This window comes from Streptomyces sp. NPDC001530 (assembly GCF_042894545.1).
Taxonomy (GTDB): Bacteria; Actinomycetota; Actinomycetes; order Streptomycetales; family Streptomycetaceae; genus Streptomyces.
In genome coordinates, this window is record NZ_JBIAVS010000026.1 from 113952 (window position 1) to 139425 (window position 25474).

General features: G+C 71.9%; 26 protein-coding genes and 5 pseudogenes. 22 read left to right on the plus strand and 9 right to left on the minus strand.

Annotated elements, in window-relative coordinates:
• Nucleotides 1-21: 21 nt before the first annotated feature.
• Nucleotides 22-924, minus strand: a pseudogene (locus tag ACFY0T_RS41095) (D-alanyl-D-alanine carboxypeptidase family protein); the annotation flags it as partial.
• 102 nt (nt 925-1026) lie between these two features.
• Nucleotides 1027-2178 (minus strand): annotated as a pseudogene (gene rho, locus ACFY0T_RS41100) (transcription termination factor Rho); the annotation flags it as partial.
• 429 nt (nt 2179-2607) lie between these two features.
• On the opposite strand from rho, the gene ACFY0T_RS41105 reads away from it, so the two are divergent.
• Both ACFY0T_RS41105 and ACFY0T_RS41110 read left to right on the plus strand, forming a co-directional pair.
• Complete coding sequence (locus ACFY0T_RS41105; RefSeq protein ID WP_388883164.1) at nt 2608-2892, plus strand: hypothetical protein; 285 nt, start codon at nt 2608-2610, stop codon at nt 2890-2892.
• Entirely contained in the window at nt 2841-3365 is a 525-nt protein-coding gene (locus ACFY0T_RS41110; protein ID WP_388883166.1) for an Lrp/AsnC ligand binding domain-containing protein, read from the plus strand. The genes ACFY0T_RS41105 and ACFY0T_RS41110 overlap by 52 nt, the downstream gene beginning before the upstream one ends.
• Here ACFY0T_RS41110 and ACFY0T_RS41115 read toward each other — a convergent pair.
• Entirely contained in the window at nt 3298-4236 is a 939-nt protein-coding gene (locus ACFY0T_RS41115) for a helix-turn-helix transcriptional regulator (RefSeq protein ID WP_388883168.1), read from the minus strand. The genes ACFY0T_RS41110 and ACFY0T_RS41115 overlap by 68 nt on opposite strands.
• A gap of 248 nt (nt 4237-4484) precedes the next feature.
• On the opposite strand from ACFY0T_RS41115, the gene ACFY0T_RS41120 reads away from it, so the two are divergent.
• A complete protein-coding gene (locus ACFY0T_RS41120; protein ID WP_388883170.1) occupies nt 4485-5150 on the plus strand; it encodes an SDR family NAD(P)-dependent oxidoreductase in 666 nt (221 codons plus the stop codon).
• On the opposite strand, the gene ACFY0T_RS41125 is transcribed toward ACFY0T_RS41120, so the two are convergent.
• On the minus strand, nt 5126-6037 hold the full coding sequence (locus ACFY0T_RS41125; protein ID WP_388883172.1) for a helix-turn-helix transcriptional regulator: 912 nt from the start codon (nt 6035-6037) through the stop codon (nt 5126-5128). The genes ACFY0T_RS41120 and ACFY0T_RS41125 overlap by 25 nt on opposite strands.
• A 197-nt stretch (nt 6038-6234) precedes the next feature.
• On the opposite strand from ACFY0T_RS41125, the gene ACFY0T_RS41130 reads away from it, so the two are divergent.
• From ACFY0T_RS41130 to ACFY0T_RS41205, 16 genes and pseudogenes are all read left to right on the plus strand, one after another.
• Nucleotides 6235-7221 carry an aldo/keto reductase gene (locus ACFY0T_RS41130; protein ID WP_388883174.1) on the plus strand — a complete coding sequence of 329 codons (987 nt, stop codon included), beginning with the start codon at nt 6235-6237 and terminating at the stop codon, nt 7219-7221.
• 43 nt (nt 7222-7264) lie between these two features.
• Nucleotides 7265-7822 carry a cupin domain-containing protein gene (locus ACFY0T_RS41135; protein WP_388883176.1) on the plus strand — a complete coding sequence of 186 codons (558 nt, stop codon included), beginning with the start codon at nt 7265-7267 and terminating at the stop codon, nt 7820-7822.
• Between the two features lie 2 nt (nt 7823-7824).
• Entirely contained in the window at nt 7825-8802 is a 978-nt protein-coding gene (locus ACFY0T_RS41140; RefSeq protein WP_388883178.1) for an aldo/keto reductase, read from the plus strand.
• 46 nt (nt 8803-8848) lie between these two features.
• Nucleotides 8849-9406 (plus strand): annotated as a pseudogene (locus tag ACFY0T_RS41145) (zinc-binding dehydrogenase).
• 26 nt (nt 9407-9432) lie between these two features.
• On the plus strand, nt 9433-10317 hold the full coding sequence (locus ACFY0T_RS41150; RefSeq protein ID WP_388883180.1) for an aldo/keto reductase: 885 nt from the start codon (nt 9433-9435) through the stop codon (nt 10315-10317).
• A 25-nt stretch (nt 10318-10342) separates the two neighbouring features.
• Nucleotides 10343-10513 carry a hypothetical protein gene (locus tag ACFY0T_RS41155; protein WP_388883182.1) on the plus strand — a complete coding sequence of 57 codons (171 nt, stop codon included), beginning with the start codon at nt 10343-10345 and terminating at the stop codon, nt 10511-10513.
• A 154-nt stretch (nt 10514-10667) separates the two neighbouring features.
• Nucleotides 10668-10805, plus strand: coding sequence for a hypothetical protein (locus ACFY0T_RS41160; RefSeq protein ID WP_388883184.1), 138 nt, complete (start codon nt 10668-10670; stop codon nt 10803-10805).
• 32 nt (nt 10806-10837) lie between these two features.
• The gene (locus ACFY0T_RS41165; protein ID WP_388883186.1) at nt 10838-11215 is read left to right on the plus strand and encodes a DUF2255 family protein; all 378 of its coding nucleotides are present in this window, start codon (nt 10838-10840) and stop codon (nt 11213-11215) included.
• A gap of 284 nt (nt 11216-11499) precedes the next feature.
• Nucleotides 11500-12723 (plus strand): cytochrome P450, encoded by a 1224-nt coding sequence (locus tag ACFY0T_RS41170; protein ID WP_388883248.1) that lies wholly within the window; start codon nt 11500-11502, stop codon nt 12721-12723.
• Nucleotides 12724-12890: 167 nt separating this feature from the next.
• Nucleotides 12891-13238 carry a hypothetical protein gene (locus tag ACFY0T_RS41175; RefSeq protein WP_388883188.1) on the plus strand — a complete coding sequence of 116 codons (348 nt, stop codon included), beginning with the start codon at nt 12891-12893 and terminating at the stop codon, nt 13236-13238.
• Nucleotides 13235-13972, plus strand: a complete 738-nt coding sequence (locus ACFY0T_RS41180) for a nuclear transport factor 2 family protein (protein ID WP_388883190.1) — start codon at nt 13235-13237, stop codon at nt 13970-13972. Before ACFY0T_RS41175 ends, ACFY0T_RS41180 begins: the two co-directional genes overlap by 4 nt.
• The gene (locus ACFY0T_RS41185; protein WP_388883192.1) at nt 13969-14310 is read left to right on the plus strand and encodes a YciI family protein; all 342 of its coding nucleotides are present in this window, start codon (nt 13969-13971) and stop codon (nt 14308-14310) included. Before ACFY0T_RS41180 ends, ACFY0T_RS41185 begins: the two co-directional genes overlap by 4 nt.
• Entirely contained in the window at nt 14307-15560 is a 1254-nt protein-coding gene (locus ACFY0T_RS41190; protein WP_388883193.1) for an RNA polymerase sigma factor, read from the plus strand. Before ACFY0T_RS41185 ends, ACFY0T_RS41190 begins: the two co-directional genes overlap by 4 nt.
• Nucleotides 15561-15612: 52 nt before the next feature.
• A complete protein-coding gene (locus ACFY0T_RS41195) occupies nt 15613-15864 on the plus strand; it encodes a hypothetical protein (RefSeq protein ID WP_388883195.1) in 252 nt (83 codons plus the stop codon).
• A gap of 3 nt (nt 15865-15867) precedes the next feature.
• Complete coding sequence (locus ACFY0T_RS41200) at nt 15868-17322, plus strand: MFS transporter (protein WP_388883197.1); 1455 nt, start codon at nt 15868-15870, stop codon at nt 17320-17322.
• On the plus strand, nt 17319-17711 hold the full coding sequence (locus tag ACFY0T_RS41205; RefSeq protein WP_388883199.1) for a hypothetical protein: 393 nt from the start codon (nt 17319-17321) through the stop codon (nt 17709-17711). Before ACFY0T_RS41200 ends, ACFY0T_RS41205 begins: the two co-directional genes overlap by 4 nt.
• 567 nt (nt 17712-18278) lie before the next feature.
• Here ACFY0T_RS41205 and ACFY0T_RS41210 read toward each other — a convergent pair.
• The 3 genes and pseudogenes from ACFY0T_RS41210 to ACFY0T_RS41220 form a co-directional block, all read right to left on the minus strand.
• Nucleotides 18279-18500: pseudogene (locus ACFY0T_RS41210) on the minus strand (hypothetical protein); the annotation flags it as partial.
• 35 nt (nt 18501-18535) lie between these two features.
• A complete protein-coding gene (locus ACFY0T_RS41215; protein WP_388883201.1) occupies nt 18536-18853 on the minus strand; it encodes a PadR family transcriptional regulator in 318 nt (105 codons plus the stop codon).
• Nucleotides 18854-19175: 322 nt separating this feature from the next.
• A pseudogene (locus ACFY0T_RS41220) lies at nt 19176-19334 on the minus strand (oligo-1,6-glucosidase); the annotation flags it as partial.
• Nucleotides 19335-19388: 54 nt separating this feature from the next.
• Here ACFY0T_RS41220 and ACFY0T_RS41225 point away from each other — a divergent pair.
• Complete coding sequence (locus ACFY0T_RS41225; RefSeq protein ID WP_388883203.1) at nt 19389-20159, plus strand: class I SAM-dependent methyltransferase; 771 nt, start codon at nt 19389-19391, stop codon at nt 20157-20159.
• 61 nt (nt 20160-20220) lie between these two features.
• On the opposite strand, the gene ACFY0T_RS41230 is transcribed toward ACFY0T_RS41225, so the two are convergent.
• Both ACFY0T_RS41230 and ACFY0T_RS41235 read right to left on the minus strand, forming a co-directional pair.
• A complete protein-coding gene (locus ACFY0T_RS41230; protein WP_388883205.1) occupies nt 20221-21573 on the minus strand; it encodes a sensor histidine kinase in 1353 nt (450 codons plus the stop codon).
• 83 nt (nt 21574-21656) lie between these two features.
• On the minus strand, nt 21657-22343 hold the full coding sequence (locus ACFY0T_RS41235; protein ID WP_388883207.1) for a response regulator transcription factor: 687 nt from the start codon (nt 22341-22343) through the stop codon (nt 21657-21659).
• A gap of 157 nt (nt 22344-22500) precedes the next feature.
• Here ACFY0T_RS41235 and ACFY0T_RS41240 point away from each other — a divergent pair, with 157 nt between their 5' ends.
• Complete coding sequence (locus tag ACFY0T_RS41240) at nt 22501-24750, plus strand: MMPL family transporter (RefSeq protein ID WP_388883209.1); 2250 nt, start codon at nt 22501-22503, stop codon at nt 24748-24750.
• Nucleotides 24747-25442 carry an LmeA family phospholipid-binding protein gene (locus ACFY0T_RS41245; protein ID WP_388883211.1) on the plus strand — a complete coding sequence of 232 codons (696 nt, stop codon included), beginning with the start codon at nt 24747-24749 and terminating at the stop codon, nt 25440-25442. Before ACFY0T_RS41240 ends, ACFY0T_RS41245 begins: the two co-directional genes overlap by 4 nt.
• Nucleotides 25443-25474 lie beyond the last annotated feature (32 nt).

Below are 25474 nucleotides of genomic sequence, written 5' to 3' on the forward strand. Positions count from 1 at the left end.
GTCCGACTGAGGGTTCATCACGGTGACCAGGAGGGTGCGCCCGCCCCGCCGCGCGGCGGCGACGAGTGTGTTGCCCGCGTTGCTGGTGTAGCCGTTCTTGATACCGATCAGGCCCCGGTACGGCTCCACCCCGTCGGCGCCGGTCAGCAGCCGGTTGGTGTTCTCGATCTCGTACGGAAAGGTCTCGCCGGGAAACGTGGCCTCGACGGTGGAGCAGTACCGCGCGAAGTCCGGGTTGCGCAGCCCGGCCCGCCCGAACACCGCCAGGTCGTACGCGGATGAGACCTGGCCGGGTGCGTCGTACCCGTCGGGCGAGAGGACGCGGGTGTCGAGTGCGCCCAGCGAGCGGGCCTTGGCCTGCATCCGGGCGGCCGTGGTTTCCCAGCCGCCGTTCATCGCGGCCAGCACGTGCACGGCGTCGTTGCCTGAGTTGAGGAAGACACCGCGCCACAGGTCGGCCACGCGGTAGGTGTGCCCCTCCGCGACGCCCACCAGGCTGCTCCCGTCGCCGATGCCCTCCAGTTCCTCCTCCGTGACGGTGTGCCGGATGCCGCCGGGCAGGGTCGGGAGCAGGGTGAGGGCGAACAGGGTCTTGAGGGTGCTGGCGGGTGGCAGTTTGAGGTGGGCGTCGTGTGCGGCGAGCACGTCGCCGGTACGGGCGTCGGCCACCAGCCACGACAGCGCGGAGACGTCCTCGGGAACCTCGGGCGCCCCGGCCTGTGGCCGCACCTGCGTCCCGGACCGGTACAGCGGCGGCGGCTGTGATGCCGTGGGCCGCGGCGCTCCGGGGTCCGCGCCGGTCCGGGCGATGGCCGCACTCGGCGCGAAGGCCAGCGCGCCGACCACGCAGGCGGCGGAACAGGAGGCGGCGGCGCGAGAGAGGCCGGCGCGGGCGGCGGCGCGGGATGAGAATCCGATGGTCATTCCGCCAACGTAGGAACGGAGTCGCCGTACACCGGGGTGCCAGGGCCGAGCGGCGGGATCCAGCACCCGGATGCCGCACGTGAGAGGTTCGGGCGGGTGCCGTCAGGTGGCGGGCAGCGTCGGCTGGACCTGGCGGAGGAAGGTCGCGTTGTCCGGGGTGGCGCGCAGCCGCTCCAGGAGGGTGTCGAGGCCGGCCTGGCTGTCGCGCGTCTGCAGGGCGCGGCGCAGTCCTCGTACGGCCGTCAACTCTGCGGCGGGAAGCAGGAGTTCCTCGCGGCGGGTGCCGGACGGGGTGATATCGACGGCCGGGAAGACGCGCCGGGCGGCCAGGGCCCGGTCGAGGCGGAGTTCCATGTTGCCGGTGCTCTTGAGCTCCTCGAAGAAGTAGTCGTCGGCGCGGGAGCCGGTCTCCACCAGGGCGGTGGCGAGGATGGTGAGTGAGCCGCCCTCCTCGGCGAGGCGCGCGGCGCCGAAGAACCGCTTGGGGCCGTGCAGCGCGGCCGCGTCGACGCCGCCGCTGAGGGTGCGGCCACCGGAGGCGGCCGCGTTGTTGTGCGCCCGGCACAGCCGGGTGAGCGAGTCCATCAGGATGACGACGTCCTCGCCCTGCTCGACGAGCCGCTTGGCGCGCTCGATGACGAGTTCGGCGAGCGCGATGTGCTCCTTGGGCGTCTTGTCGAAGGTCGAGGCGAAGACCTCGCCCCGCACGGAGCGCCGCATGTCGGTGACTTCTTCGGGCCGCTCGTCGAGCAGCACCACCATCAGGTGGCACTCGGGATGGTTGCCCGCGACGGCGGCGGCGATCTGCTGGAGCAGCACCGTCTTGCCGGTCTTGGGCGGGGCGACGATCAGGCCGCGCTGACCCTTGCCGACCGGCGAGACCAGGTCGACGACGCGCCCGGCCAGGCCGCTCGCCGGGTGCTCCAGGCGGAGCCGGTCGCGCGGGTGCAGCGGGGTGAGGTCGCGGAAGTGCGGGCGGCGGCGCAGCTCTTCGGGCGTACGGCCGTTGATCCGCTCGACCTCGGCGAGCGCGCGGGGCCCGCCGCGCACACCGTCGACGGTGTCGCCCTTGCGCAGGCCGTGACGGCGGATCAGCGCGGCGGACACCTGGACGTCGGTCGGTGTGGGCAGGCAGCTCGCGGCGGCGCGCAGGTACCCCTGCCCGTTGTGCGTGATGTCGAGGACACCGGTGGCGTGGGCCGGGAGCTGCTGTTGTACAGGAGGGTGTTCGAGTGTGGTGGTCATGATGCTGGTCCTTTCGAGGACGGATTCATGAGGTCATGAGCAAGGGAGGGGATGTGCCGGGGGAGGAGGCGGCGTGCTCACGCCTCCGTGCGGCGGGGAGACATCACCTCGCGTACGGCGGGACGCAACGAACTGCCTGCGGCCGTGCTCACGAGGTGTGCCGAGAAGCTGGTCCGCCGGTCGCAAGTCGACGGGCGTGTCAGCGAAAGGAAGGAGAACTGGCACCGGCGCCCGAGACGGGGCGTACACAAGTGCTGACCCGACTGTACCACCCGCCGTTCGGGTCTGGCTGTGATGTGCGACTCAGTGGCCCGCGGGCAACCCGTACAGCGGCGAACGGCCGGGGTGTCCGTGCCGGGGTCCCGGCGGTGGGAAGAACTCCGGATCGGCGGGAGTTGGTGCGTGTCGAGTCGCCGTCGACGAGAGAAGGAACCTCTCATGCGCGCACTGATCGTTGACGGCACGGCCCCCGGAAAGCTGCGGCTGGGCGAGGCCCCGGATCCCGTACCCGGCCCCGGTCAGGTCCTGATCGAGGTCCGGCCCACCTCGCTCAACGCGGCCGAGCTGTTCTTCGCGGAGCGGGCCGAGCCCGGGGACGTGCTCGGCTTCGACGCGGCCGGTGTCGTCGTGACCGCCGCGGCCGACGGCAGCGGCCCGGCGGTGGCAGCCGGGTGGTGGGCTTCGCGGACGGCGGCTTCGGCGGGCTGCGGGCCATGGACGTGACGGACCTGGCCATGGTGCCCGACGGAGTCGACCTGGGCGAGGCGGCCACGTTGCCGGTCGCCGCCGGCACGGCCCTGCGGGCGCTGGAGCAGGCGGGACCGCTGCTGGGCCGCAGCGTACGGCGTGGCGTGCGGTTCGGCGGCGATGGTGCCGTGCAGGGCGGTGACGGCGAGGGTCGCACCTTCGAGGTCCTGATCGACCTCACCCTCGACGCCCAGGACGCGGAGACCGTCGAGCGCTTCGAGGAGACCCTGGCGCGGGCCGAGGAGGTCCTGGAGCTGCGTCGGCTGTTCGGCAGCCCCGACTACTTCGTACGGGTGGCCGTCGCCGACCTGGCCGCCTACGAGGCGTTCCTCAGCCAGCGCGTCATGACGATCCCGCGGATCAAGAATGTCACTTCGCACTTCACGATGAAGAACGTGAAGCCGGTCCCGGAGCGGGCGCCGATGGGTTCTTCGCGGACTCCTCGGTAGCGGACTCCTCGCTAGCGGCCGCGTCGAGGAGCAGCATCGCGTCGTACTCGGGCGTGCCCGGTTCGGCGTGGTAGGCGACCAGGCGGTGGCCGCTTGCGCCCTCCAGTTCCATGACCTGGTAGCCGAAGGTGACGTCGCCGACCTGCGGGTGGTGGAAGGTCTTGCGGCCGGTGGCGTTCGCCTTGACGTCGTACCGCTCCCACAGGCGGGCGAAGTCCGGGCTCTTGAGCAGGAGTTCGTCGACGAGGCCGGTGAGGTCGGGCGCGTCGGGGTCGGTGCCGGCCAGGGTGCGCAGGCGGGCGACGCAGCCGCGGATCTGGTTCTCCCAGTCCTCGAAGAGCACGCGGGCCGTGGGGTGGAGGAAGACATAGCGCACGACGTTGCGCTGCCCGGCCGGCCAGTCCTCCATCCCGGCCATCAGCCGCAGCCCGCCCGGGTTCCAGGCCAGCAGTTCCATGGTGCGGCTGACCACGTGGGCGGGGTAGGGCCGCATGCTCTCCAGCAGCAGTTCGATGCCGGGCGCGACGGAACGGCTGGGTACGGCCGACGGTTCCGGCGTGCTGCGTGCGGCGCGTGCGGCGAGGTCACGCAGATGCTCGCGCTCGTCGCCCTCCAGCAGCAGGGCGGCGGCGAGGGCATCCACGACGGACGGGCTGGGGTTGGTCTCCTTGCCACGCTCCAGGCGTGTGTAGTAGTCGATGCTGACCCCGGCGAGGGTGGCCAGCTCCTCGCGGCGCAGGCCGGGCGTGCGGCGCAGTCCGGGACCCTCCGGTAGGCCGACATCGGCGGGGGTCACCCGGGCGCGGCGGGCGCGCAGGAACTTTCCCAGCTCGCTGCCGCCCTTGCCATCGCTCTGCTGCTCACGTGCCATGTCGTCCAGTGTGGCAGCCCTGTGACCTGCGTTACAGCAGTGTGGGGGGCCCTGTCACACCCCGGAACAGCGCTCCCCGGCACGGCGCGGTCTGCCGGGATGCGGGTGCCGGGAACAACCTGGATGCTCGTTGATGATCCCTTTCGAGGCGGAAGCCCCTGCCGGACCAGCAGGACCGGAGGATCATGCGGAACCATCAGCAGTTCCAGGACCGTCCGGTCCCCAGGCCACCCAAGGAAGCCAGGACCATGACCACCATCGCCATCATCGGAGCGGGACCCGGCCTCGGAGCCGCCGTCGCCCGGCGCTTCGGCCAGGAGGGTTACGACGTCGCCCTCGTCGCCCGCGACCAGGACCGGCTCGACACCTTGGCCAGAGACCTGGCCGACCAGGACGTCACGGCACGCGGCTTCGCCGCCGACGTACGCGACCTCAAGGCCCTCACGACCGCCCTCGACGCGGCGACCGCGACCCTGGGCCCGATCGAGGTCCTGCAGTACAGCCCGATCCCACACCACGACTTCATGCGGCCGGTACTGGAGACCGGCCCGGCCGATCTCATCGGCCCGGTCGAGTTCTCCGTGTACGGCGCCGTCGCCGCCGTACAGCAAGTACTGCCCGGCATGCGCGAGTTGGGCCGCGGCACGATCCTCCTCGTCAACGGCGGCTCCGCCGTCCTGCCCGACCCCGACCGCGCCGGCACCTCGATCGCCTTCGCCGCCGAGAGCGCCTACGGCCACCTCCTGCACGACGCCGTCGCCGCCGACGGCATCCACGTGGCACAGCTGATCATCCCCGGCGCGATCGTCCCCGACCACCCGAAAAAGGACCCGGCCGTCCTCGCGGAGACCCTGTGGACCATCCACCGGGACCGGCACGGCTACCGGCACTACGCGGACGACCTGGAATCGTGACCCTCGTCCTTCATGGCGGGCGTCGCGGGCTCGGACGCGAGCAGGTCGAGGAGAACGAGGGCGTCGTACTCGGAGGTGCCCGGTTCCGCGAAGTACGTGACGAGGCGGTGGCCGGAGGTGCCCTCCAGTTCCATGGACTGGTAGCCCAGGGTGAGGTCGCCGACCTCGGGGTGGTGGAAGGTCTTGCGGCCGTGGGCGTGGCCCTTGACGTCGTAGCGCTCCCAGAGGCGGGCGAACTCCGGGCTCTTGAGCAGGAGTTCGCCCGCCAGCCGGGTCAGGTCGGGGGCGTCCGGGTCCGTGCCGGCCAGGGCGCGCAGGCGGGCCACGCAGCCGCGGACGTGGGTGCCCCAGTCGTGGAACAGGTCGCGGGCGGCGGGATGCAGGATGACGTAGCGGGCGATGTTGCGCTGACTGGCCGGCCAGTCCTCGATTCCCGCGAGGAGCCTCAGTCCACCGGGGTTGGCGGCGAGCAGGTCGTTGGTGCGGCTGACCACGTGTGAGGGGTTGGGGCGCAGGCTCTCCAGCAGGAGCTTTACGCCCGGCCGCACGGTGCGGCTGGGTGCCGTCGGCGGTTCGGGCGCCGTGCGCGCGGCGCGGGCGGCCAGGCTGCGCAGGTGCTCGTGCTCGTCGTCCTCCAGGCGCAGGGCGCGGGCGAGGGAGTCGACCACCGGGGGGCTGGGGCGGGTTTCGCGGCCGCGTTCCAGGCGCGTGTAGTAGTCGATGCTGATCCCGGCCAGCGTGGCCAGTTCCTCACGGCGCAGCCCTGGCGTGCGGCGCAGCCCGGCGCCGACCGGGAGACCGGCCTCGGCGGGGGTCACCCGGGCGCGGCGGGCGCGCAGAAAGCGCCCCAGCTCGGTTCCTGCGCCCATCCGTTGCTCAGGTGTCATGTCTTCGAGTGTGCGGGGCCGGTGACCTGCCCGGTAGGCGCGTGGGGGGCCCTGTCGCACCCCGGAACACGGCTCCCCGGCACAGCGCGGTCTGCCACGCGGCGAGCCCGCGCAGGAGGGTTGATCCCGTCGGAGACGCCCCCTTGCGCGGCCCAGGGACGTTGCCCGGCATCCGGCGCAAGGAACGGAGCACCACCATGAAGCACATCAGGCTCGGGGATCTGGACGTCTCGCAGATCGGTATGGGCGCGATGCCCGTCAACGCGCTCTACACCGGCGCGAACACGGACGACGAGGAAGGCATCCGTGCCATCCACCGCGCGCTCGACCTGGGCGTCACGCACATCGACACCGCCGAGGCGTACGGCCCCTTCCTCAACGAGGAGCTGGTCGGCAAGGCGCTCAAGGGCCGCCGCGACCAGGTGGTGCTGGCGTCGAAGTTCGGCTTCGTGTCGTACTCGGGCCGCCCGGAGGGCTCCCTGGACAGCAGCCCGGAGAGCATCCGTGTCGCGGTGGAGGGCTCGCTGAAGCGGCTCGGCACCGACTACATCGACCTGCTCTACCAGCACCGGGTCGACCCGGCCACGCCGATCGAGGAGACCGTTGGCGCCATGGCCGAGCTGGTCAAGGAGGGCAAGGTCCGCGCGCTGGGTCTGTCGGAGGCCGGTCCCGGCACGATCCGCCGCGCCCACGCCGTGCACCCGCTCACCGCGGTGCAGACGGAGTACTCCCTGTGGTTCCGCGAGCCGGAGCAGGAGATCCTGCCGGTGACGCGCGAGCTGGGCATCGGCTTCGTACCGTGGGCGCCGCTGGGCCACGGCTTCCTGGCCGGAGGCTTCCGCACGACGGACTGGTTCGACGCCGAGGTCGACCTGCGCGCGACCATGCCGCGCTTCAACGACGCCGCGTACTTCCAGCAGAACCTGTGCGTGGCCGACGAGGTGAGGACGATCGCCGACGAGGTCGGCGTCACGCCCGGCCAGCTGTGCCTGGCCTGGCTGGTGGCGCAGGGCGACGACATCGCCCTCATCCCGGGCACGCGCCGCGTGGCCCACCTGGAGGAGAACGTCGCGGCCGACGGCATCCAGCTGTCCGCCGAAGTGCTCCAGAAGCTCGACCGCCTCACCCCGGCCGTCGGCGACCGCCTGGGCAAGGACCACATGGACATGATCGACCACAACTGACCCGGTCACCGAGCCGACGTTCTACGCCGGCCGGCCCAACGCCATGAGCGCGATCACGCAGCTCAAGGACATCGTCGAGAACGAGGCCGAGGCGCGGGCCACCGGCGCCGAGCATTCCACCGGCGCCGAGCAATCCACCAGCGCCGAGCAACGCCCAGCAACAAGGAGAACCGCGATGGAAGTCCTGCCCAAGAAGCCGTCCACCAAGGGCACGGCGGAGCTGTTCACCGGCGATGTCTGGTTCGACGTCGTCGCGGCGGGCGAGGAGCCGTCCCGGATACGGGTCAACGTGGTGCGGTTCGCGCCGTGTGCCCGTACCGCCTGGCACTGCCACGCCGCCGGCCAGACCCTGCACGTCACCGAGGGCGTCGGACTCGTGCAGTCCAAGGGCGGCGAGGTGATCGTGATGCGCCCGGGCGACACGGTCCACACGCCGCCGGGGGAGTGGCACTGGCACGGCGCCGCTCCCGACCACTTCATGACCCACCTCGCCCTGTGGGAGGGCCCCGGCCCGGACGGCGGCCCCGAGTCGCAGTGGGGCGAGCACGTCACCGACGAGGAATACAACGCCAGGCAGCGACACAGAAGGGCTGGGCAGTAACCGTGCGTACCACCACACTCGGCAGCAAGGGCCCCGAGGTCGGCCTCATCGGCCTGGGCTGCATGGGCATGACCTTCGCGTACGACGTGAAGACCCCGCGGGACGACGACACGTCCATCGCGGTGATCCGCCGGGCCCTCGACCTGGGCGCGACGCTCATCGACACCGCGGACGTGTACGGGCCCTACACCAACGAGGAGTTGGTCGGCCGCGCCCTCGCGGGCGGTCACCGTGAGCGGGCGGTCCTCGCCACCAAGGTCGGCCTGTACGTCGCCGACCCGACCGGCGGTCCCGAGGGCTCCCCGCTCATCGCCAACAACGGCCGCCCCGAGCACGTGCGGCAGTCGATCGACGAGAGCCTGCGCAGGCTCGGCACCGACCACGTGGACCTCTACCAGCTGCACCGCGTCGACCCCGAGGTGCCGGTCGAGGAGACCTGGGGCGCCATGGCGGAGGTCGTCGCAGCGGGCAAGGCGCGGCACATCGGCCTGTCCGAGGTGAGCGTGGAGCAGATCAGGCGGGCGCAGGCGGTGCACCCGGTGGCGTCCGTGCAGTCCGAGATGTCGCTGTGGACCCGGGACGCGCTGGAGGAGGTGCTGCCGTACTGCGAGGAGCAGGGCATCGCCTTCCTGCCCTTCTCACCACTCGGCCGGGGCTTCCTCGTCGGGCGGTTCTCGTCCTTCGACGACCTGCCCGAGGACGACTTCCGGCGCCGGCTGCCGCGCTTCCAGCAGGACGCGCTGCGCGACAACCTCGCCATCGTCGGCCGGGTGCGCGAGATCGCCGAGCGTGCGGGGATCACCCCGGCGCAGGTCGCGCTGGCGTGGGTCGTCGCCCAGGGCCGGTACGTCGTCCCCATCCCCGGCACCAAGACCCCCAAGTACCTCGCGGACAACACCGGAGCGGGGGACGTGCGGTTGAGCGCGGCGGACCTGGCCGAGCTGGACGCCCTGCCCGCACCGACCGGCGGACGGTACTGACGCTCCGTCAACTCGTTGTCCAGCACCAGCGAATCGGAAGATTCTCATGCGAGCGACACTGATGTACGGCGCCGGAGACGTCCGCGTCGAGAACGTCCCGGACCCCGGGATCCAGCAGCCCACCGACGCCGTCGTACGCGTCCTGCGCTCCTGCGTCTGCGGCAGCGACCTGTGGCCTTACGCCTCGATGCCGCCGTGACTTCGGCGCCATCGACGTCGTCGCCGAACGCGGTGAGGAAGGCATCGAGCGTGTACGGGAGTTGACCCGCGGCGACGGCACCCACACCGTGCTGGAGTGCGTCGGCACGCTCCCGGCCCTGCGGATGTCGCTCGGCGTGGTCCGCGCCGGCGGCACGGTCAGCCGGGTCGGCGCGCCCCAGTACGGCGAAGTCCCGCTGGGCTTCCCGGAGTTCATGAACAACATCACCCTCACCGGCGGTGTGGCCTGGCCCGCGCCTACATCGAGGAACTCCTGCCCGACGTCCTCGAAGGCCGGATCGAGCCAGGACGCGTCTTCGACCGCACCGTCGGCCTGGACGACGTACCCGACGGCTACCGCGCGATGGCCGACCGCGAGGCACTGAAGGTCCTCATCCAGCCCTGAACCCCTGCCTCTCCCAAGGAACTCCCATGACCAGCACCCCACTTCTCAAGCTGAACAACGGCGTCGAGATGCCCGCCCTGGGCCTCGGCGTCTACCAGAGCCCTCCGGAGGAGACCGCCGCCGCGGTCGACACCGCCCTCCGGGACGGATACCGCCTGATCGACACCGCGGCCGCCTACCGGAACGAGAAGGAGGTCGGCGAGGGCATCGTCCGCTCAGGCGTCGACCGCGGCGAGGTCTTCGTCACGACCAAGCTGTGGCTGTCCGACTACGGCTACGACTCCGCCCTGCGCGCCTTCGACACCAGCCTGGCCAACCTGGGTCTGGACTACCTGGACCTGTATCTGCTGCACCAGCCGGCCCCGGCCTCGGCGGACGCCTGGACGGCCGCGTACAAGGCCGTCGAGAAGCTGCTGGCCGACGGTCGGGTCAGGGCGATCGGCGTCTCCAACCACACGCCCGAGCTCCTGCGCACCCTCATGGAGCACACCGGCGTCGTCCCGGCGGTCAACCAGGTCGAGCTGCACCCGTACTTCATCCAGCGGGAGTTGCGCGAGACGCACGACCGGCTGGGCATCGTCACCCAGGCCTGGTCGCCGCTCGGTGGCATCACCCGCTACTGGACACACGCGCCCAACGGCGGCAGGAGCGTGCTGGAGGAGCCGGTCGTCGTCGAGACCGCCGCCAAGTACGGCAAGACGGCGGCGCAGGTCGTTCTGCGCTGGCATATCGAGCACGGCCTGTGCGCCATCCCGAAGTCCGTCAAGCCGCACCGCATCGCGGAGAACTTCGACGTCTTCGACTTCACACTGACCCCCGACGAGGTCGCGTCCATCGACGCGCTCGACACCGGCCTGCGCAGCGGCCCCGTGCCGGACGACATCGGGGTGGACACCTTCGGCCGCCGCTGACGGCCAGCCCTGCTCGGCTTCCGCGGTGGCCAGGTCGAGGAGGACCATCGCGTCGTACTCGGAGGTGCCCGGTTCGGCGACCGCCGCGTGGTTCGCCGCGCAGTTCGGCCCGCGGATGCCCGTCATCACCGGGCAGATCGTGATGACGGCCGGCCTGGTGATCCTCTGCGTTCCCCCGGCGACGGCGCCCACCTGATTGCTGGTCGCGCTGATGGTCCCGGTCGGGGCGGGTGGCTCCCTCGCCGTACCGGCGGTGACCTCGCTGCTCCTCGACCGCGTCCCGGCCGACCGCGCCGGCACGGCCGGGGGGCGTACTCAATGCCTCCCGCCAGGTCGGCGGCGCCCTCGCGGTGGCCGTCTTCGGCGCCCTGGTGGCGAACCAGACGGACTTCCTGCACGGCCTGCGCGTCAGCCTTCTGATGGTCGCCGCACTGCTGATTGTCACCGCTGCGGCCGGCCTGCTGCTCAGGCCCGCCCCGCAGCGATGACCCTCCCATCCGCACCCACGAAGGAGAACCTCATGACCACCACATGGGCCAACGACGAACTCGACAGCGTCCAGCACGCGGAGGAGTTGCAGATCGCGTCCCTGAAAAGCTCCGGCACGCTGGGCAGTTGGCGCACGATCTGGGGCGTCCGCGTCGACGACGACATCTACGTCCGCTCGGTCAACGGGCCCACGTCCGACTGGTACCGGGGAACCCGGGCCCGACAGGAGGGCCGTATCCGGGCCGGTGGCGTGGACAAGGACGTCACCTTCGTGGACGCCGACGAGGAGATCAACGGCCGCGTCGACGCCGCCTACCGCGCCAAGTACGGCCACTACGCCGCGTACATCATCAAGGCCATCACCAGCCCCGAGGCGAGCTCCACCACGATGCAGCTCGTGCCGCGCTGACCCAAGACAGGCCCGAGCATCACGATCAGCATGGACCGGGTGCTCGTGGAGTGCCGACCCACACCTGCATGAGCGCCCCACTACGCGGCGGAACCGGCCGCCGGACTCGGCACCGCACTCCTCCACTTCCCAGGTGGGCACAACAGCAGCATCACCCACCCGAAGGGCTTCGCCGAGCGGCTGCGTACGGTGCTGTGAGCGGGCAGAATCGATCAGCGCACGGCCCAACTCGGCACCCCACTAAGGAGAACCCGGTGGACATCTCACCCGGCGCACCGCACCGTATGGACCCGGCCGGCGGCTGCCCGCACGCCGACAACGCGCGGCTGCTCGCGCGGGGCGCCGTCGCGCCGGTGGTGCTGCCCGGTGAGGTGGAGGGCATGGCGGTGCTCGGGCACGACGCGCTGAAGGAGTTCCTCGCGCATCCCGAAGTCGCCAAGGGAGCGGCGCACTTCACCGCGCTGCGCGAGGGACGCATAGCCACCGGGTGGCCGCTGATGACCTTCGCCACCGTACGGGGGATGACGACCGCCGACGGGGAGGACCACCGGCGACTGCGGTCGCTGGTCAGCAAGGCGTTCACCGCGCGTCGGGTCGAGCAACTGCGGCCCTGGATCAAGGAGTTGACGGCCGCACTGCTCGACGACCTGCACCACGCGGCCGAAAGCGGTGGGGGAGTCGCCGATCTGCGTCGGCACTTCGCGCTGCCGCTGCCGATGGGTGTCATCGGCGAACTGCTCGGGGTCGACGCCGAGCACCGCGACCGGCTGCACCACCTGTCGAACCAGGTGGTCGCCACGGACATCGGCCCCGAACAGGCCGTCGCGGCGAACCGGGAACTGGTGGGCGTGTTGAACGCCGTGGCCGCCGCGCGGGCCGAGCAGCCCGGCGACGACCTCACCAGCGCGCTGATCGCCGCCCGGGACGAGGAGGGCGACCGGCTCAGCCAGGAGGAACTCATCGGCACCCTGGTGCTGATGATCATCGCCGGGCACGAGACCACGCTGAACCTCATCACCAATGCCGTAAGGGCGTTGTGCGGGCACCGGGACCAGCTGGAGATGGTCCGCAAGGGCGAGGCCGACTGGGCGGACGTGGTCGAGGAGACGCTGCGCTGGGACGCGCCCGTCAGCTACTTCCCGTTCCGGTATCCGGTGCGGGATCTGACCCTCGACGGCACCGTGATCCCCAAGGGCACGCCGGTGCTCGCCGGTTACTCGGCAGCGGGGCGCGATCAGGCCGCGCACGGACCGGACGCCGACCGCTTCGACATCACCCGGCCCGGCAGGACCGGCGCCGCCCGGCACCTCTCCCTCGGGCACGGCGCCCACTACTGCCTCGGCGCCCCGCTGGCGCGGCTGGAGGCCACCATCGCCCTGGAGCGGCTGTTCACCCGCTTCCCTGACCTCGACCTCGCCGTGCCCGAGGCGGAACTCTCCCGTCACTCCAGCTTCGTGGGCAACAGCGTGCGGGCGCTCCCGGTGCGGCCCGGAACCTCCCGTCTCTGACCCCGCGCATACCAGCCATACGACACCGCGATGGCCCTGAGCCGCCCCTTTTCCTGTTCTCGCCAAACGCCGTACCTACGCGTCCACCACCGCACACGGGGGCCGCAGCCCTGGCGGCGCCGGCCCTCGTCGGCTTCATCGTCGCGGAGACCCGCGCCGCCTCGCCCATGTTCAACCTGGACCTGCTGAAGATCCCGTCGTTCGCCGCGGCGGCCGTCGTCGCTCCGGCCGGAATGTTCGGCTTCATCTCCACCGCGTGTCTCGGCGCGCTGGTCACCCTGCTGCTGGTACGCAAGAAGACCGCCCGCGTGGCGGTCGGCGTCACCGGTGAGTCGGCGGCGGAGACGGTGGCCGTCTGGTACACGGGTATACGACGAGGGAGCCGGGGCCCGCACCCCGGCTCCCTCGCGCGTCCGGCCGTACGCAGGAGAAGCTGGTGGAGGGGTGTCGATTCGGCGCCTGCCCATTCGTCGGTGGGGTGTCAGGACCTCATGAGTACCGGGAGGGAACCATGAAGTACATGCTGCTGGTCTGCGGCGACGACACCGCCGACGCCTCCGGCATGGCACCCGTCGAACCCTGGGTCGAGGAGCTGGGCGCCGAGCGCGGCGTACGGCTGCACGGCCACAGGCTGCGGCTCCCCGCCGACGCGGTCACCGTGCGGGTGCGCGACGGTGAAGTGCTGCGCACCGACGGGCCGTTCGCGGAGACGAAGGAGTACATCGCCGGATACGACATCCTCGAGTGCGACAGCTTGGAGGAGGCCGTCGAGGCGGCCGCCAAGCACCCTGTGGCGTCCATCGGGGCCATGGAGGTGCGCGCGTTCTGGGAGGACGAGGACGCCGAGGGGGAGATCCGCCGGCTCGACGCGGAGCTGACCGCCGCCGCGCGCGAGCGGGACTTCGACCGGGCGATGGCCTGTTACGCGCCGGACGTCGAGGTGTTCCACCCCGTGAGCGGTCTGGAACAGAGCGGAATCGAGGCCCTGCGCAAGGCCGAGGAGTTGTGGTTCTCGACGCTGGCCGGACCCGTGGAGCGCGAGGTGCTCGACTTCCGCGTCCGGGTCGACGAGAGCGTCGCGTTCAGCCACGCGCTCGTGCGGATGCGTGCCACGCTCGCCAGCGGCGAACCGCTGGACACCACGGCGCGGGTCACCACGGGGTACCGCGCGGCCGGCGACCGCTGGCAGATCGTCCACCAGCACACGTCGGTCCCGTTCCACGCCGAGATCACGGAGGGCCGGTCATGAAGTACGTCCTGTTCATCTGCACCCCCGTCGGCGGCGAGGAGCTCAGCCCCGAGGAGATCGCCGACGACCCCCGCTTCACCTCGTACATCGAAGAGGTCCGCAGTCGCGACATCGTGAAGGGCGGCGCACGGCTGCGGCCGTCCACCGACGCCACCACCGTCCGCGTGCAGGGCGACGAAGTCCTGCTCAGCGACGGGCCGTTCGTGGAGTCCAAGGAGTACGTCGCGGGCTTCGACATCATCGAGGTCGCCGACCTCGACGAGGCCATCGCGCTCGCGTCCCGGCATCCGGCGGCGCTGGGCGGCGGTTCGGTGGAGGTGCGGCCGGTCTGGGAGTGAACGACAACGCCGTCGAGGAGGCGGTCGCGGCCGCCTTCCACGAGGAGTGGGGCCAGGTCGTCGCCACCCTGATCCGGGTGACCGGCGACTGGGACCTCGCCGAGGAGTGCGCGCAGGACGCCTTCGCCCAGGCTCTGGACCGGTGGCGGCGCGACGGTGTGCCGCGCCGCCCCGGCGCCTGGCTGACCACGACCGCGCGCAACCGCGCCCTGGACGTGCTGCGCCGGGAGGCGGTGGGGGCACAGAAGCTGCGGGAGGTGGCCGTGCTGGCGCGCGACGAGGGGCCGTACGAACCGTACGACGGGGACGACAGCGGGGTCCAGGACGACCGGCTGCGGCTGATCTTCACCTGCTGCCACCCCGCTCTGCCCATCGAGGCGCGGGTGGCGCTGACCCTGCGCACCCTCGCCGGGCTGACCACGCCCGAGATCGCCCGCGCCTTCCTCGTCCCCGAGGCGACGATGGCGCAGCGTCTGGTCCGCGCCAAGCGGAAGATCCGCAACGCGGGCATCCCGTACCGCGTACCGCCTGCGCACCTCCTGCCCGAACGCACGACCGGCGTCCTCGGCGTGCTCTACCTGCTCTTCAACGAGGGCTACGCCGCCACGGCCGGCGCCGATCTGATGCGGACGAACCTGTGTGCCGAGGCGATCCGGCTCGCCCGTGTCCTGGCCCGTCTGATGCCCGACGAGCCCGAAGTGCTCGGTCTGCTCGCGCTGTTGCTGCTGCACGACGCCCGGCGCGGCACGCGCGTCGACGCGGCGGGTGAGCTGGTCACGCTGGAGGACCAGGACCGTACGGCCTGGGACAGGCCGGCGATCGACGAGGGCGGCGCCCTGCTGGAAACCGCCCTGCGCCGCGGGCGTCCGGGCCCGTACCAGATCCAGGCCGCCATCGCCGCCTGCCACACCACCGCCGCCACGGCCGAGGACACGGACTGGGCCGACATCGCGGCCCTGTACGGAGAGTTGGAGCGCTTCGTGCCTTCCGCCGTGGTGCGGCTCAACCGGGCGGTGGCCGTCGGGATGGCCGAGAGCCCGGAGGCAGGCCTGGCCCTGGTGGCGGAGCTGGAAGCGGAGGGCGAGCTGGACGGCTACCACCTGCTGCCCGCCACCCGCGCGGACCTGCTGCGCCGCATGGGGCGCCGGGCGGAGGCCGCCGAGGCGTATGTCAGGGCGCTGGAGCTGGTGGAGAACGACGCCGAGCGGCGTTTCCTGGAAAAACGGCTCGCGGAGTGTCGATCGGCGTAGGGGCCGTTCGTCGGTGGGGTGCAAAGACCCGATCGCGACACCGGAGGCTCCCGTGACCGCCACCGTCCCCACACCGCCCGTCAGGAAGACTCTCGCGCCGCCCGTGAGGAAGGCGCTCGTACCGCCTGTCAGGAAGGCGCTCGCCCTGCTGCTCGCGCGCCGCCGGCAGCAGCCGACGCAGCACGCATCCGGCGGCCGGGTCGCACCAGGCTCGGTCGCGCAGGGCCCGGCCCCGCAAGGCCCGGTCGCATCAGATCCGGTCGCGCCGGACGTCTGGCTCGCCGGCCTCCGCCTGGGGAGCTGAGCCATGACGGCCGCCATGCCCGCGGGAATGTCCGTCACCACCCCAGATCCGCGCCGCTGGCGCGCACTTGGCCTGCTCTGCCTGGCCGGATTCATGGTCATCCTGGACTCGCAGATCGTCGTCCTCGCGCTGCCCACCATCGCCGACGGGCTCGGCTTCTCGGCCGGCGGTGCGCAGTGGGTCATGAGCGCCTATCTGCTCAGCTTCGGCGGGCTGCTGCTGCTCGGCGGCCGGGTCGCCGATCTGCTGGGCCGCCGCCGGGTCTTCATGACCGGCACGCTGCTGTTCGGGCTGTCCTCGCTGTGGTGCGGGCTCGCCTGGAGTGCCGGCGTGCTGGTGGCGGCGCGCGCCGTGCAGGGCGTCTCCGCCGCCGTCATGGCGCCGACCGCGCTGTCCCTCCTCCTCAACACCTTCGAGGAGGGCCCTGAACGCAACAAGGCCCTCGCCATCTGGTCCGGCAGCGGCGGCTTCGGCGCCACGGCCGCGCTGCTGATCGGCGGACCGCTGACCGACGTCCTCGGCTGGCCGTGGGTCTTCTTCCTGAACGTGCCGGTCGCGCTGCTCCTCCTCACCCTGAGCCCACGGCTGCTGCGCGAGAGCCGCACCGAGGCGCGCACCCGCTCGTACGACCCGGCGGGGGCGCTCGCCGTCACCGGCGCGCTCGTCGCCTGCGTGTACGCCGTCGTTGAGGCACCCCGCGCTGGATGGCTGTCGGCGCAGACGGTGGGTCTGTTCGCCGTCGCGGCCGCGCTGGCACTGCTCTTCGTCTGCGTGGAAGGCCGGTCCGCGCAGCCGCTGGTGCCGCTGCGGCTGCTGCGTGCGCGCTCGGTCAGCGGCGGCAACCTCGTGGTGTTCCTACTGGGCAGCTGCGCCTTCGGCATGTCGTACACGCTCTCCCAGTACGGGCAGGGCGTGCTCGGCTACTCGCCGCTGCGCTTCGGCCTCTACAACGTCGTGATGCCCGTGACGGCCGTCATCGGCTCGTACGCGGGCCAGGCCCTGGTCACCCGGGTGGGCGCCCGCCCGGTTGCGGTCGGCGGTCTCGCCCTGGTCGGCGCGGGCAGCCTGCTGCTGGCCGGGGTTCCCGTGGACGGCGGGTTCGTCCGCGATCTGTTCCCCGGGCTGCTGATCTTCGGGCCGGGCCTGGGCGCCTGCGCGGTCGCCGGGTCCATCGCGGCGCTGACCGGTGTGAGGGAGCGGGAGTCGGGCGTGGCGTCCGGCATCAACACCGCGGCCTTCCAGATCGGGGGCGCCTTCGGTGTCGCCGTCGTCTCGTCCGTCGCCGTCTCCTGCACCAACGGCCCGGGGCTCGCGGGGCTGACCGCCGGCTACCGGGCCGCGTTCACGGCGTGTGTCGTCCTCGCGGCGGTCGGGCTGGGGTGTGCCCTGGCCCTGCTGCGGAGGCCCGGACGACCGGCTCCGGACCGGTTGGTCACTCCGAGTCGAGCGCGTTCGTGATCGCCTTCACGCCGCCGTGCGCCGAGTACCCGCCGTCGACGGTGATCTGGGCGCCGTTCACGTACGACGACTCCACCGTCCAGGGCGTCATCTCGGCGACGCGGGCCAAGCACCGCGTCAGCACGATCGACTCCTCGAACTTCTACGAACTGGGCGAGGTCACCAACACCGCCCAGGCGGCGGTCAACAACGGCGTGATCGTCCAGCTGAACAGCGGCTCGACCTGGACGGTGACCGGAGCCTCGTATCTGACGAAGCTGACCGTAGCCGCCGACGCGGCCGTGCGGGCGCCGGGCGACACGTCCCTGACCATGACGGTGATCGGCAGCGCGACGGCCATCGCGGCCGGGGGCAGCTACTCGGGTGCGATCCTGCCGACGGTCGGCTGAGCCGTACGTCCATCACGCGGCACGACGACGCCCCGCCTTCGGATCCGAAGCGGGGCGTCTCGCTGTTCCGGCTCACTCCCCGGGCGGGTCGTCCCGTGTCGCCGTGGCGAGCTCGATACCGCGGATACGGCGGAGCCAGCGGGCCAGCACATAGAGGGCGCCGCCCACGATGCCGCAGGGCTCCCAGACCTCTGTGACGAGGGCCGGGAGGCCGCCGTGGCCGACGATGTAGATCGCCTGCGTTCCGACGACGGCCGCGATGAAGCCGTTCGTGCGTGACTCGACGGACAGCAGCCAGTCCACCGGTGCCCACAGGGGAGCGGCGAGGTCGCGGATCCGCAGCCGGACGGCCGCCCACAGGAAGCCGAGCGCGTAACGCATCCTCGCGCGAGAGGACAGCACGATGCCCTGCTCGGGATCACCGGCCAGGATGGCCGCCCACTCCTCACGGAGGTGGGTGCGGCGCCGTCCGGCGACGAACGAGGCGAAGCTCAGCGTGCCGTTGCCCGCGCGGCTCGGGCGGCGCCGGGGGACGGACGGGGGTGGAGCGTGCGTCTCCTCCACTGAAGAGCTGGCGTTGCGGAGGGCCGTGAACAGCAGGCCGATCGCGGAGACCAGGATCGCGAACGCTGTCAGGGCTCCGAAGACCCAGCCCGTGGTGAGCAGGGTGCCGGCGAACGCGGGTGCCGGGCTCAGCAGGTTCAGCAGGTAGCCGACGAGAAGGAGGACGGCTGCCAGCGTTCCGGCCAGCACGGGCGTCAGAACGGCGACCACCGCTAACGGGCCGGCGGCCGGGACGGGCTCCTCGTGCCGCTCGTCCACACTCATGCCGCACCCCCGTCACCGGCCGGCCGCAGCCCGAAGAGTCGCGGCTTCCGCTCGCTCGCCCGGTGCGTGGCCAGCCGCCCCGCGGCCGTTAGCTCGTAGTAGTAGCGCTTCGGGCGGCCGGGGTGCTCGCCGGTCTCCGCTCTGCGGACCGCCCATCCCGCGTCGACGAGCCGCTCGAGAATCGGATAGACCGTGCCGGAGCCGAGATCGGCCTCCTCGCAGATCTTCAGCCCCCAGGCGGGGTTGTCGGGCGTCGACCCCAGCAGCACCTTCAGTACCTCAAGTGTGGGGCGTGTCAGGCGAATTGATGCCATACCACGAGTGAAGCACGCGCCCGAGCGTATGTCGAGAACGAGAGTCGACTCACCGCTCGGCCCGTCAGCCGAGGGCGAAGACTCCGTACGCGAATCCCTGAGCGGTGATCGTGTCGCCGTCCATGTGGATGCCCGCGGCTTCCAGAGAGCGTGCGCCACAAGCGCCGTCGTACACGTAACTCGCCGCGTTCCGCCGCGGGTTGACGACGACCAGACAGCGGCCGCCCCGCACGTACACGAACGGATGGCCCGCGTGCACCACCTCTACCGGGCTTTTGGAGCCGAGCTCGGGCGTGCTGGTGCGGAGGGCAACGAGGCGGCACATGGTGTTCACACTCAGCCACGCGAGGTGGTCGAGGTGCTTGGTGATCCCGTTGAAGTCGCCGATGCCGTCGCCGTTGGAGTCGGCGAACGACTGCGGGTAGATCTGGTAGAAGACGGCGTCGGCCAGCCAGGCGGGGGCGGGACGGAACGAAGTCATGAAGGGGACCCTAGGTCAGCGCACACGACGCCCGCTGGCCCTAAGCTGAAGGCGATGTTCACCCCGCAAGGTCCCACCCTCCGCGAACTGGCCGTCCAGGCCCTCTCGTCCGTCGAGCACGGCTACGACCTGCTCGCGCCGAAGTTCGACCACACGCCGTTCCGGACACCGGACTCGATCCTCGACGCGGTGGGACGGGCGCTCCGCCCCATGGGGCCGTTCGGCGCGGGGCTCGATCTGTGCTGCGGCACCGGGGCGGGCATGGACGTCCTGGCGAAGCTGTGCCGGGAGAGCGTCACCGGGGTCGACATCAGTGCGGGGATGCTGGCGGTCGGGCGTCAGCGGCAACGTGCCGGCGGCCCGCCGTCGGTTCCGCCCCCGTCGCCCCTGCCCAGGGCCGCGTGGGTACGCGGCGACGCCCGCGCCCTGCCCTTCGGCCCGGTGTTCGACCTGGTCGTGAGCTTCGGCGCCTTCGGGCACTTTCTGCCGCGGGAGCTGCCGGGTCTGTTCGCCCAGGTCCACTCCGTGCTGCGGCCCGGCGGGCGTTTCGCGTTCCCGATCACGGCCCCGCCCCGGCCGAGCTCGCCCTGGTACTGGGCCCTGCTGGGCTTCGACGCGGTCATGCGTGTGCGCAATGCCGTCTGGCGTCCGCCGTTCGTCATGTACTACCGGGCGTTCCGGCTCGGTGACGTACAGCGGGAGCTGGCCCGGGCCGGGTTCGAGGTGGAGCTCTACGCGCTGCCCGAATTCGGGTACCGGCGGGACGGCAGCCCGCGATGCCGGATGGTCGTGGCCAGAACCCCCTCGATCGGCCGGGGCCGGTGAGGGCAACGGCCAGTGGGCGACGCGGGGGCCGACCCGCCCGGCATATGGCGTCCGCGGGACTTCAGGCCCCTGCCGGCCGAGGGCGCCGTGGCAGCCGTACGGTGAAGCAGGCCCCGCCCTCGGGCCCGTGCCCGTGCGCCGTCACCGAACCGCCCAGCCGCTGGGTGAGGCGGTGCACGATGGCCAGGCCGAGGCCGGTGCCGACCGGACGGATGCCCTGGTAGCGGGCGTGCAGTGTGCCCCGTTCGAAGGCGATCTCGGCGTCCTCGCGCGTCAGCCCGGGACCGCCGTCGCGCACCTCGAGACGTGCTCCTTCGCCGTCCGGTGCGAGGGCCAGCACCAGCGGTGCCCCCGTGGGGGTCACGCGCAGCGCGTTCTCCGCGAGGCCGTCGATCAGCTGACGAACCCGGACACCGTCCGTGTCGACGTTCAGCGGGGTGCCCGGCCGCTCCACGCGGAACCGCACGCCGTGGCGTGCGCAGCGGTCCGCCCAGACCGTGCCGGCCTTCGCCACCAGTGCGTCGAGATCGACCGGGCGGGTCTCGACGCGGAAGTCGTCGGTCTCCAACTGGGCCAGATCCAGCAGATCCTGCACGAATCGTTCCAGGCGTCTGGTCTCGCTGAGGAGGGTCTCGCCGACCATGGGCAGTTCCGCGGGCCCGACCACGCCGTCTGCCAGCGCCTCCGCGTAACCGAGGGTCGCGGTGAGCGGGGTGCGCAGCTCGTGCGAGACGGAGAGCAGGAACTCGCGCTGCCTGTTCTCACTGTGCACCAGCGCCTCGTCCAGGATGTTCAACGCCCCGGTCAGATCCTTGAGTTCGCGCGGTCCGTCGGGCGCCGCGCGCAGGCCGCGTTGGCCGTCGGCGAGTCGCCGGGCCGCGGTCGCGGCGGCGGTGACAGGGCGCGAGAGCCGCCGGGCCAGCACCAGGCCGGCCAGCCCCGCGCCCACCAGACCGACCACGAGGGGGAGGGGCAGCGTCTGGCGCATCCGGGACACGCTGTCGCGTACGACCGTGTAGGGCTGCGTCAGGACGACGGCGCTGTCCGCGTTCGCGGGCCGGCCCTCCACCAGGACGTGCTCGCCGCCCAGATACGCGTCCGTGGAGACGGACTCGCCGTCGAGCAGCCGCGCCCGCATCCGGGCGTCCACGGCCCCGGTGGCCGGCCCGACCGTGTCGCCGTCGGGGGTGACGACCGCGATCCGCTCCCCGTTCGACCCCGCGAGTCGTTGTTCGCGGTAGAGCAGGAGCTGCGAGATGGCCGGGGTCCGGCTCAACACCTCCGCCTGCCGCCCCAGTTGGTCGCGCTGCTGTGCCTCCGCGCCGGTGCGGATCAGGTACCAGCAGGTGATGCCCGTGAGCAGGACGGCGACCAGGGCGACCGCCGTCGTCACCAGGGTGATGCTCCGGGACAAGGTGCCCGGCCGACTCCACGGTCGACCGCCGCCGAACCGGGCGAGGTGACGAGCGACGGCGCCGAGCCGTGGTGCGCGGGGCTTCACCGCGCCGGGTCCGCCGCGCTGTAGCCCACTCCGCGCACCGTCCGGATCGGGCTGGCGTCGCCGAGCTTGGCGCGCAGCTGCGCGACATGCACGTCCACGGTCCGGCTTCCCCGGTAGTCGGCCTGCCCCCACACCTGCGCGAGCAACTGCTCCCGCGGGAAGACCCGGCCGGGATGGCGCACCAGGTGGGCGAGCAGATCGAACTCGGTGGCCGTCAGCTCCACAGGGTGCCCATCCGCCTCCGCCGTACGGCGCACCGGATCGACCACGACCTTGCCCAGCCGCCGGGTGGTCCCGTCGGGCGGGCCGGAGGCGCGGCGCAACACCGTCTTGACCCTGGCGACCAGTTCCCGGGGCGAGAACGGCTTCGTGACGTAGTCGTCCGCGCCGAGCTCCAGGCCGAGGACGCGGTCCGCCTCGTCGTCGCGGGCCGTGACCAGCAGGACCGGCGTCCAGTCGCCGTCCTCGCGCAGCGTGCGGCAGACCTCGACTCCGTCCAGACCGGGCAGCGCGATGTCCAGCACGATCGCTACGGGCCGCAGCCGCCGGGCCGCCGCGAGTCCCGCCCGGCCGTCCGCCTCCACATGCACCCCGAAGCCCTCGCGGGTCAGGTAGAGCCGCTGGAGGTCGGCAATGTGCCGCTCGTCCTCGACGACCAGGACGAGGCCCTTGCTGTCCGGCACGGCACCCTCCTCGTCCTTGCGCCGGGAATCGAATCCTTGTACCGGCGATTCGATGCTAGCCCGGCACCATCCGCCGCGGAGGCCGATACGGCACGCCCTGACATTCCTCGAACATTCCGCTGATCCGCCGCACACCTGCGGCTCACAGGATTGCGCCATGACTGCTTCCGCGCCCGACACCGCGTGCCCCGCTCCGCCCGCTCCTCCGCCCGGCGCCCTGCACCGCGTCGGACGGTGGTGCGCCCGGAACGCCCGGTGGGTGATCGTGACCTGGCTGCTCGTGCTCGTCGCGGCCTTCGCCGCGGACCGGGCCTGGGGAGGCGTCTACGAGGACGAGTTCTCCCTGCCGGGAACCACCGCGCAACAAGGGGCCGATCTGCTGGAGGAACACGGCTCCGACCTCAAGGGCGTCGGCGCGCAGATCGTCCTCGCAGCGGACGACGGGCTCACCGCCCACCGGACGTCCGTCGAAGCCGCGATGGACGAACTCGCCCGCCTGCCTGACGTGTTGACGGTCGCAGACCCGCTCACCACACCCGGCGCCGTCTCCGCGGACGGCACCATCGGCTACGCCACCGTCCGCTTCGCCGAGAACCCGGCCACCTTCGACCCGTCGTACGTGGACCGGGTCGACGAGGCCGTCGGGGACCTCCGCGACGATCACGTGAGCGTGGACTACGGCGGGCCGCTCGGCCAGCTCGCCCGCCCCGAGGCCACCCACGGTCTGTCCGAGACGATCGGTCTGGTGACCGCCGTGGTGGTGCTGCTGATCGGCTTCGGCAGCATCGCGGCGGCCGGGCTGCCGCTGGTCACGGCGGTCGTCGGACTGGCCGGGGGACTGGCTGCCCTCGGGCTGGTCGCCGCGGCCGCCACCTTCGGCGCGGCCGCGCCCACCCTGGCCACGATGATGGGCCTGGGCGTGGGCCTCGACTACGCGCTCTTCCTCACCACAAGGCACCGCGGCCTGCTGGCCTCCGGTGTCCCGCCCGAGGACGCGGCCGGGCGCACTCTCGCCACCAGCGGCCGTGCGGTGGTGGTCGCCGCGGCCACGGTCACCATGGCGCTGGCGGGTCTGTATGCCTCGGGCGTCTCGTTCATCGGCACCCTCGGCGCGGCCGCCGGGATCACGGTGCTGGTCGCCGCCCTCGCCTCGCTCACTCTGACACCGGCCCTGCTCGGACTCGTCGGGCGCCGTATCGACCGCTGGAACGTACGTCCGCCGGTGGCCGAACCGGCGGGCACCGACGACACCTGGCGACGCTGGGCAGCGATCGTCGGCCGTAGGCCCTGGCTCTTCCTCGTCGCGGGCCTGCTGACCCTTGGCGTACTCAGTGTCCCGGTCGCCTCGATCCGGCTCGGCCACATCGACGCGGGCGCCGGCCCGAGCGACTACACCGAGCGCAGGGCGTACGACCTGATCGCGGACGGGTTCGGCGCGGGGACGAACGGCCCGATCACCGTGGTCGTGTCACTGGAGGGGAGCGACGCGGACCGGGATCAGGTGACCACTGACGTGCGCACCGCTCTCTCCGGCGCGGCCGACGTGGCCTCCGTCTCCAATCCCGTCCTCACCCGGGACGGTGATCTGCTCACCGCCACGGTCGTCCCCCGCCAGGGCCCGGAGGACGAGTCGACCACCGACCTGGTCCACCGCCTGGAGGACCGGGTGCTCCCCCAGGCACTCGACGGCACCGGCGCCGAGGCCTACGCCACCGGCACCACCGCGGTCCAGATCGCCTTCCGCGACACATTGGTGGACCGACTCCCGTGGGTCGTCGCGGTCGTCGTCGGCGCCGCCTTCCTCCTCTTGCTCTGCGTCTTCCGCAGCCTCCTCGTCGCCGTCAAGGCGGCCCTGCTGAATCTGCTGTCGATCAGCGCGGCCTACGGCGTCGTGGTCGCCGTCTTCCAATGGGGGTGGGGCGGCGCCCTGTTCGGCGTGACGCAACCGGTGCCGGTCGAGTCGTACGTACCCATGATGATGTTCGCCATCGTCTTCGGTCTCTCCATGGACTACGAGATCTTCCTGCTCTCACGGATCCGCGAGGCATGGCTGGAGACCGGCGACAACCACGCCAGTGTGGCCGGCGGACTGGCGGCCACCGCTCGGGTCATCAGCTGTGCGGCGATCGTCATGACCAGCGTGTTCCTCGCCTTCCTGCTCTCCACCAACGTGGTGATCAAGATGCTGGCGCTGGGCCTGGGCGTGAGTGTCGTCATCGACGCGACCGTGGTGCGCCTGCTCCTCGTCCCCGCCACCATGTACCTGTTCGGCAGGGCCAATTGGTGGCTGCCGCGCCCGCTCGACCGTCTTCTGCCGCACCTGGACCCGGAGGCGCCGCCCACCGCGCGGGAGCCCGAAGGGCGTCCGGCTCCGGACGTCGCCGAGCAGTCGGAGGCGTCGGCATGAGGCGTCGCACCTGGATCGCTCTGACCTTGGCCGGAATACTCGTGGCCGTGCCGGTCGGTGGAGAGCTGCTCGCGCGTTCGGTGCTCCGGGACCGCGTGCGAGCCGCGGCGTCGCGGGCGTTGGACGGCGACCTCGACATCGCTCTGGCATCCCGCCCCGCGTTGCTCCAACTCGCCGACAAGCGGCTGCCGTTCGTCGAGGTGGACAGTGCCCACACCCGGCTCGGCCGGGTACCCGACGCCCAGGTCCACGCGCGGCTGGACGACGTACACTTCACCGGTGGCGATCCGGGACGGGCCACGATGGCCGCGGCCCGTGTGACGGTGCTGATTCCTCCGAGCGCCGTGGCCGGCATGGTGCGGGACGTCGGAGGCATGCCGGTCGCCGGAGTGCGGACCGATCCCCGCACGGACACCATGACACTGCTGATGGGGCAGGCGGGTCTGGGAAGCGTGACCCTGCGCCCGGAGATCAAGGACGGGCGGGTCAGGACGACCGTCACCTCGGTGGAGATCATGGGCAGGACAGCGCCGGACGCGATGACCGACCGGATCCGTCACGCCGTCGAGGGACGTGCGGAGCCACAGGCCTACCCGGTCGGACTCGAAGCCACCTCCGCACGGGTCGAGGACGACGGGATCCATGTCCGCCTTGCGACGGACTCGCCCGCCACGCTGCCGCGTACGGGCTGAGCTGGGGCTCCGAGTCCATGTGCTCTTCGACC

What these genes read in the sequence shown, in the direction of transcription:
- ACFY0T_RS41105 (WP_388883164.1), top strand. Translation starts at nt 2,608, where the DNA reads ATGCGCGCACTGATCGTTGACGGCACGGCCCCCGGAAAGCTGCGGCTG.
- ACFY0T_RS41115 (WP_388883168.1), bottom strand. Translation starts at nt 4,236, where the DNA reads ATGGCACGTGAGCAGCAGAGCGATGGCAAGGGCGGCAGCGAGCTGGGA.
- ACFY0T_RS41120 (WP_388883170.1), top strand. Translation starts at nt 4,485, where the DNA reads ATGACCACCATCGCCATCATCGGAGCGGGACCCGGCCTCGGAGCCGCC.
- ACFY0T_RS41125 (WP_388883172.1), bottom strand. Translation starts at nt 6,037, where the DNA reads ATGACACCTGAGCAACGGATGGGCGCAGGAACCGAGCTGGGGCGCTTT.
- ACFY0T_RS41130 (WP_388883174.1), top strand. Translation starts at nt 6,235, where the DNA reads ATGAAGCACATCAGGCTCGGGGATCTGGACGTCTCGCAGATCGGTATG.
- ACFY0T_RS41135 (WP_388883176.1), top strand. Translation starts at nt 7,265, where the DNA reads ATGAGCGCGATCACGCAGCTCAAGGACATCGTCGAGAACGAGGCCGAG.
- ACFY0T_RS41150 (WP_388883180.1), top strand. Translation starts at nt 9,433, where the DNA reads ATGACCAGCACCCCACTTCTCAAGCTGAACAACGGCGTCGAGATGCCC.
- ACFY0T_RS41165 (WP_388883186.1), top strand. Translation starts at nt 10,838, where the DNA reads ATGACCACCACATGGGCCAACGACGAACTCGACAGCGTCCAGCACGCG.
- ACFY0T_RS41170 (WP_388883248.1), top strand. Translation starts at nt 11,500, where the DNA reads ATGGACCCGGCCGGCGGCTGCCCGCACGCCGACAACGCGCGGCTGCTC.
- ACFY0T_RS41175 (WP_388883188.1), top strand. Translation starts at nt 12,891, where the DNA reads ATGTTCAACCTGGACCTGCTGAAGATCCCGTCGTTCGCCGCGGCGGCC.
- ACFY0T_RS41180 (WP_388883190.1), top strand. Translation starts at nt 13,235, where the DNA reads ATGAAGTACATGCTGCTGGTCTGCGGCGACGACACCGCCGACGCCTCC.
- ACFY0T_RS41185 (WP_388883192.1), top strand. Translation starts at nt 13,969, where the DNA reads ATGAAGTACGTCCTGTTCATCTGCACCCCCGTCGGCGGCGAGGAGCTC.
- ACFY0T_RS41200 (WP_388883197.1), top strand. Translation starts at nt 15,868, where the DNA reads ATGACGGCCGCCATGCCCGCGGGAATGTCCGTCACCACCCCAGATCCG.
- ACFY0T_RS41215 (WP_388883201.1), bottom strand. Translation starts at nt 18,853, where the DNA reads ATGGCATCAATTCGCCTGACACGCCCCACACTTGAGGTACTGAAGGTG.
- ACFY0T_RS41225 (WP_388883203.1), top strand. Translation starts at nt 19,389, where the DNA reads ATGTTCACCCCGCAAGGTCCCACCCTCCGCGAACTGGCCGTCCAGGCC.
- ACFY0T_RS41240 (WP_388883209.1), top strand. Translation starts at nt 22,501, where the DNA reads ATGACTGCTTCCGCGCCCGACACCGCGTGCCCCGCTCCGCCCGCTCCT.
- ACFY0T_RS41245 (WP_388883211.1), top strand. Translation starts at nt 24,747, where the DNA reads ATGAGGCGTCGCACCTGGATCGCTCTGACCTTGGCCGGAATACTCGTG.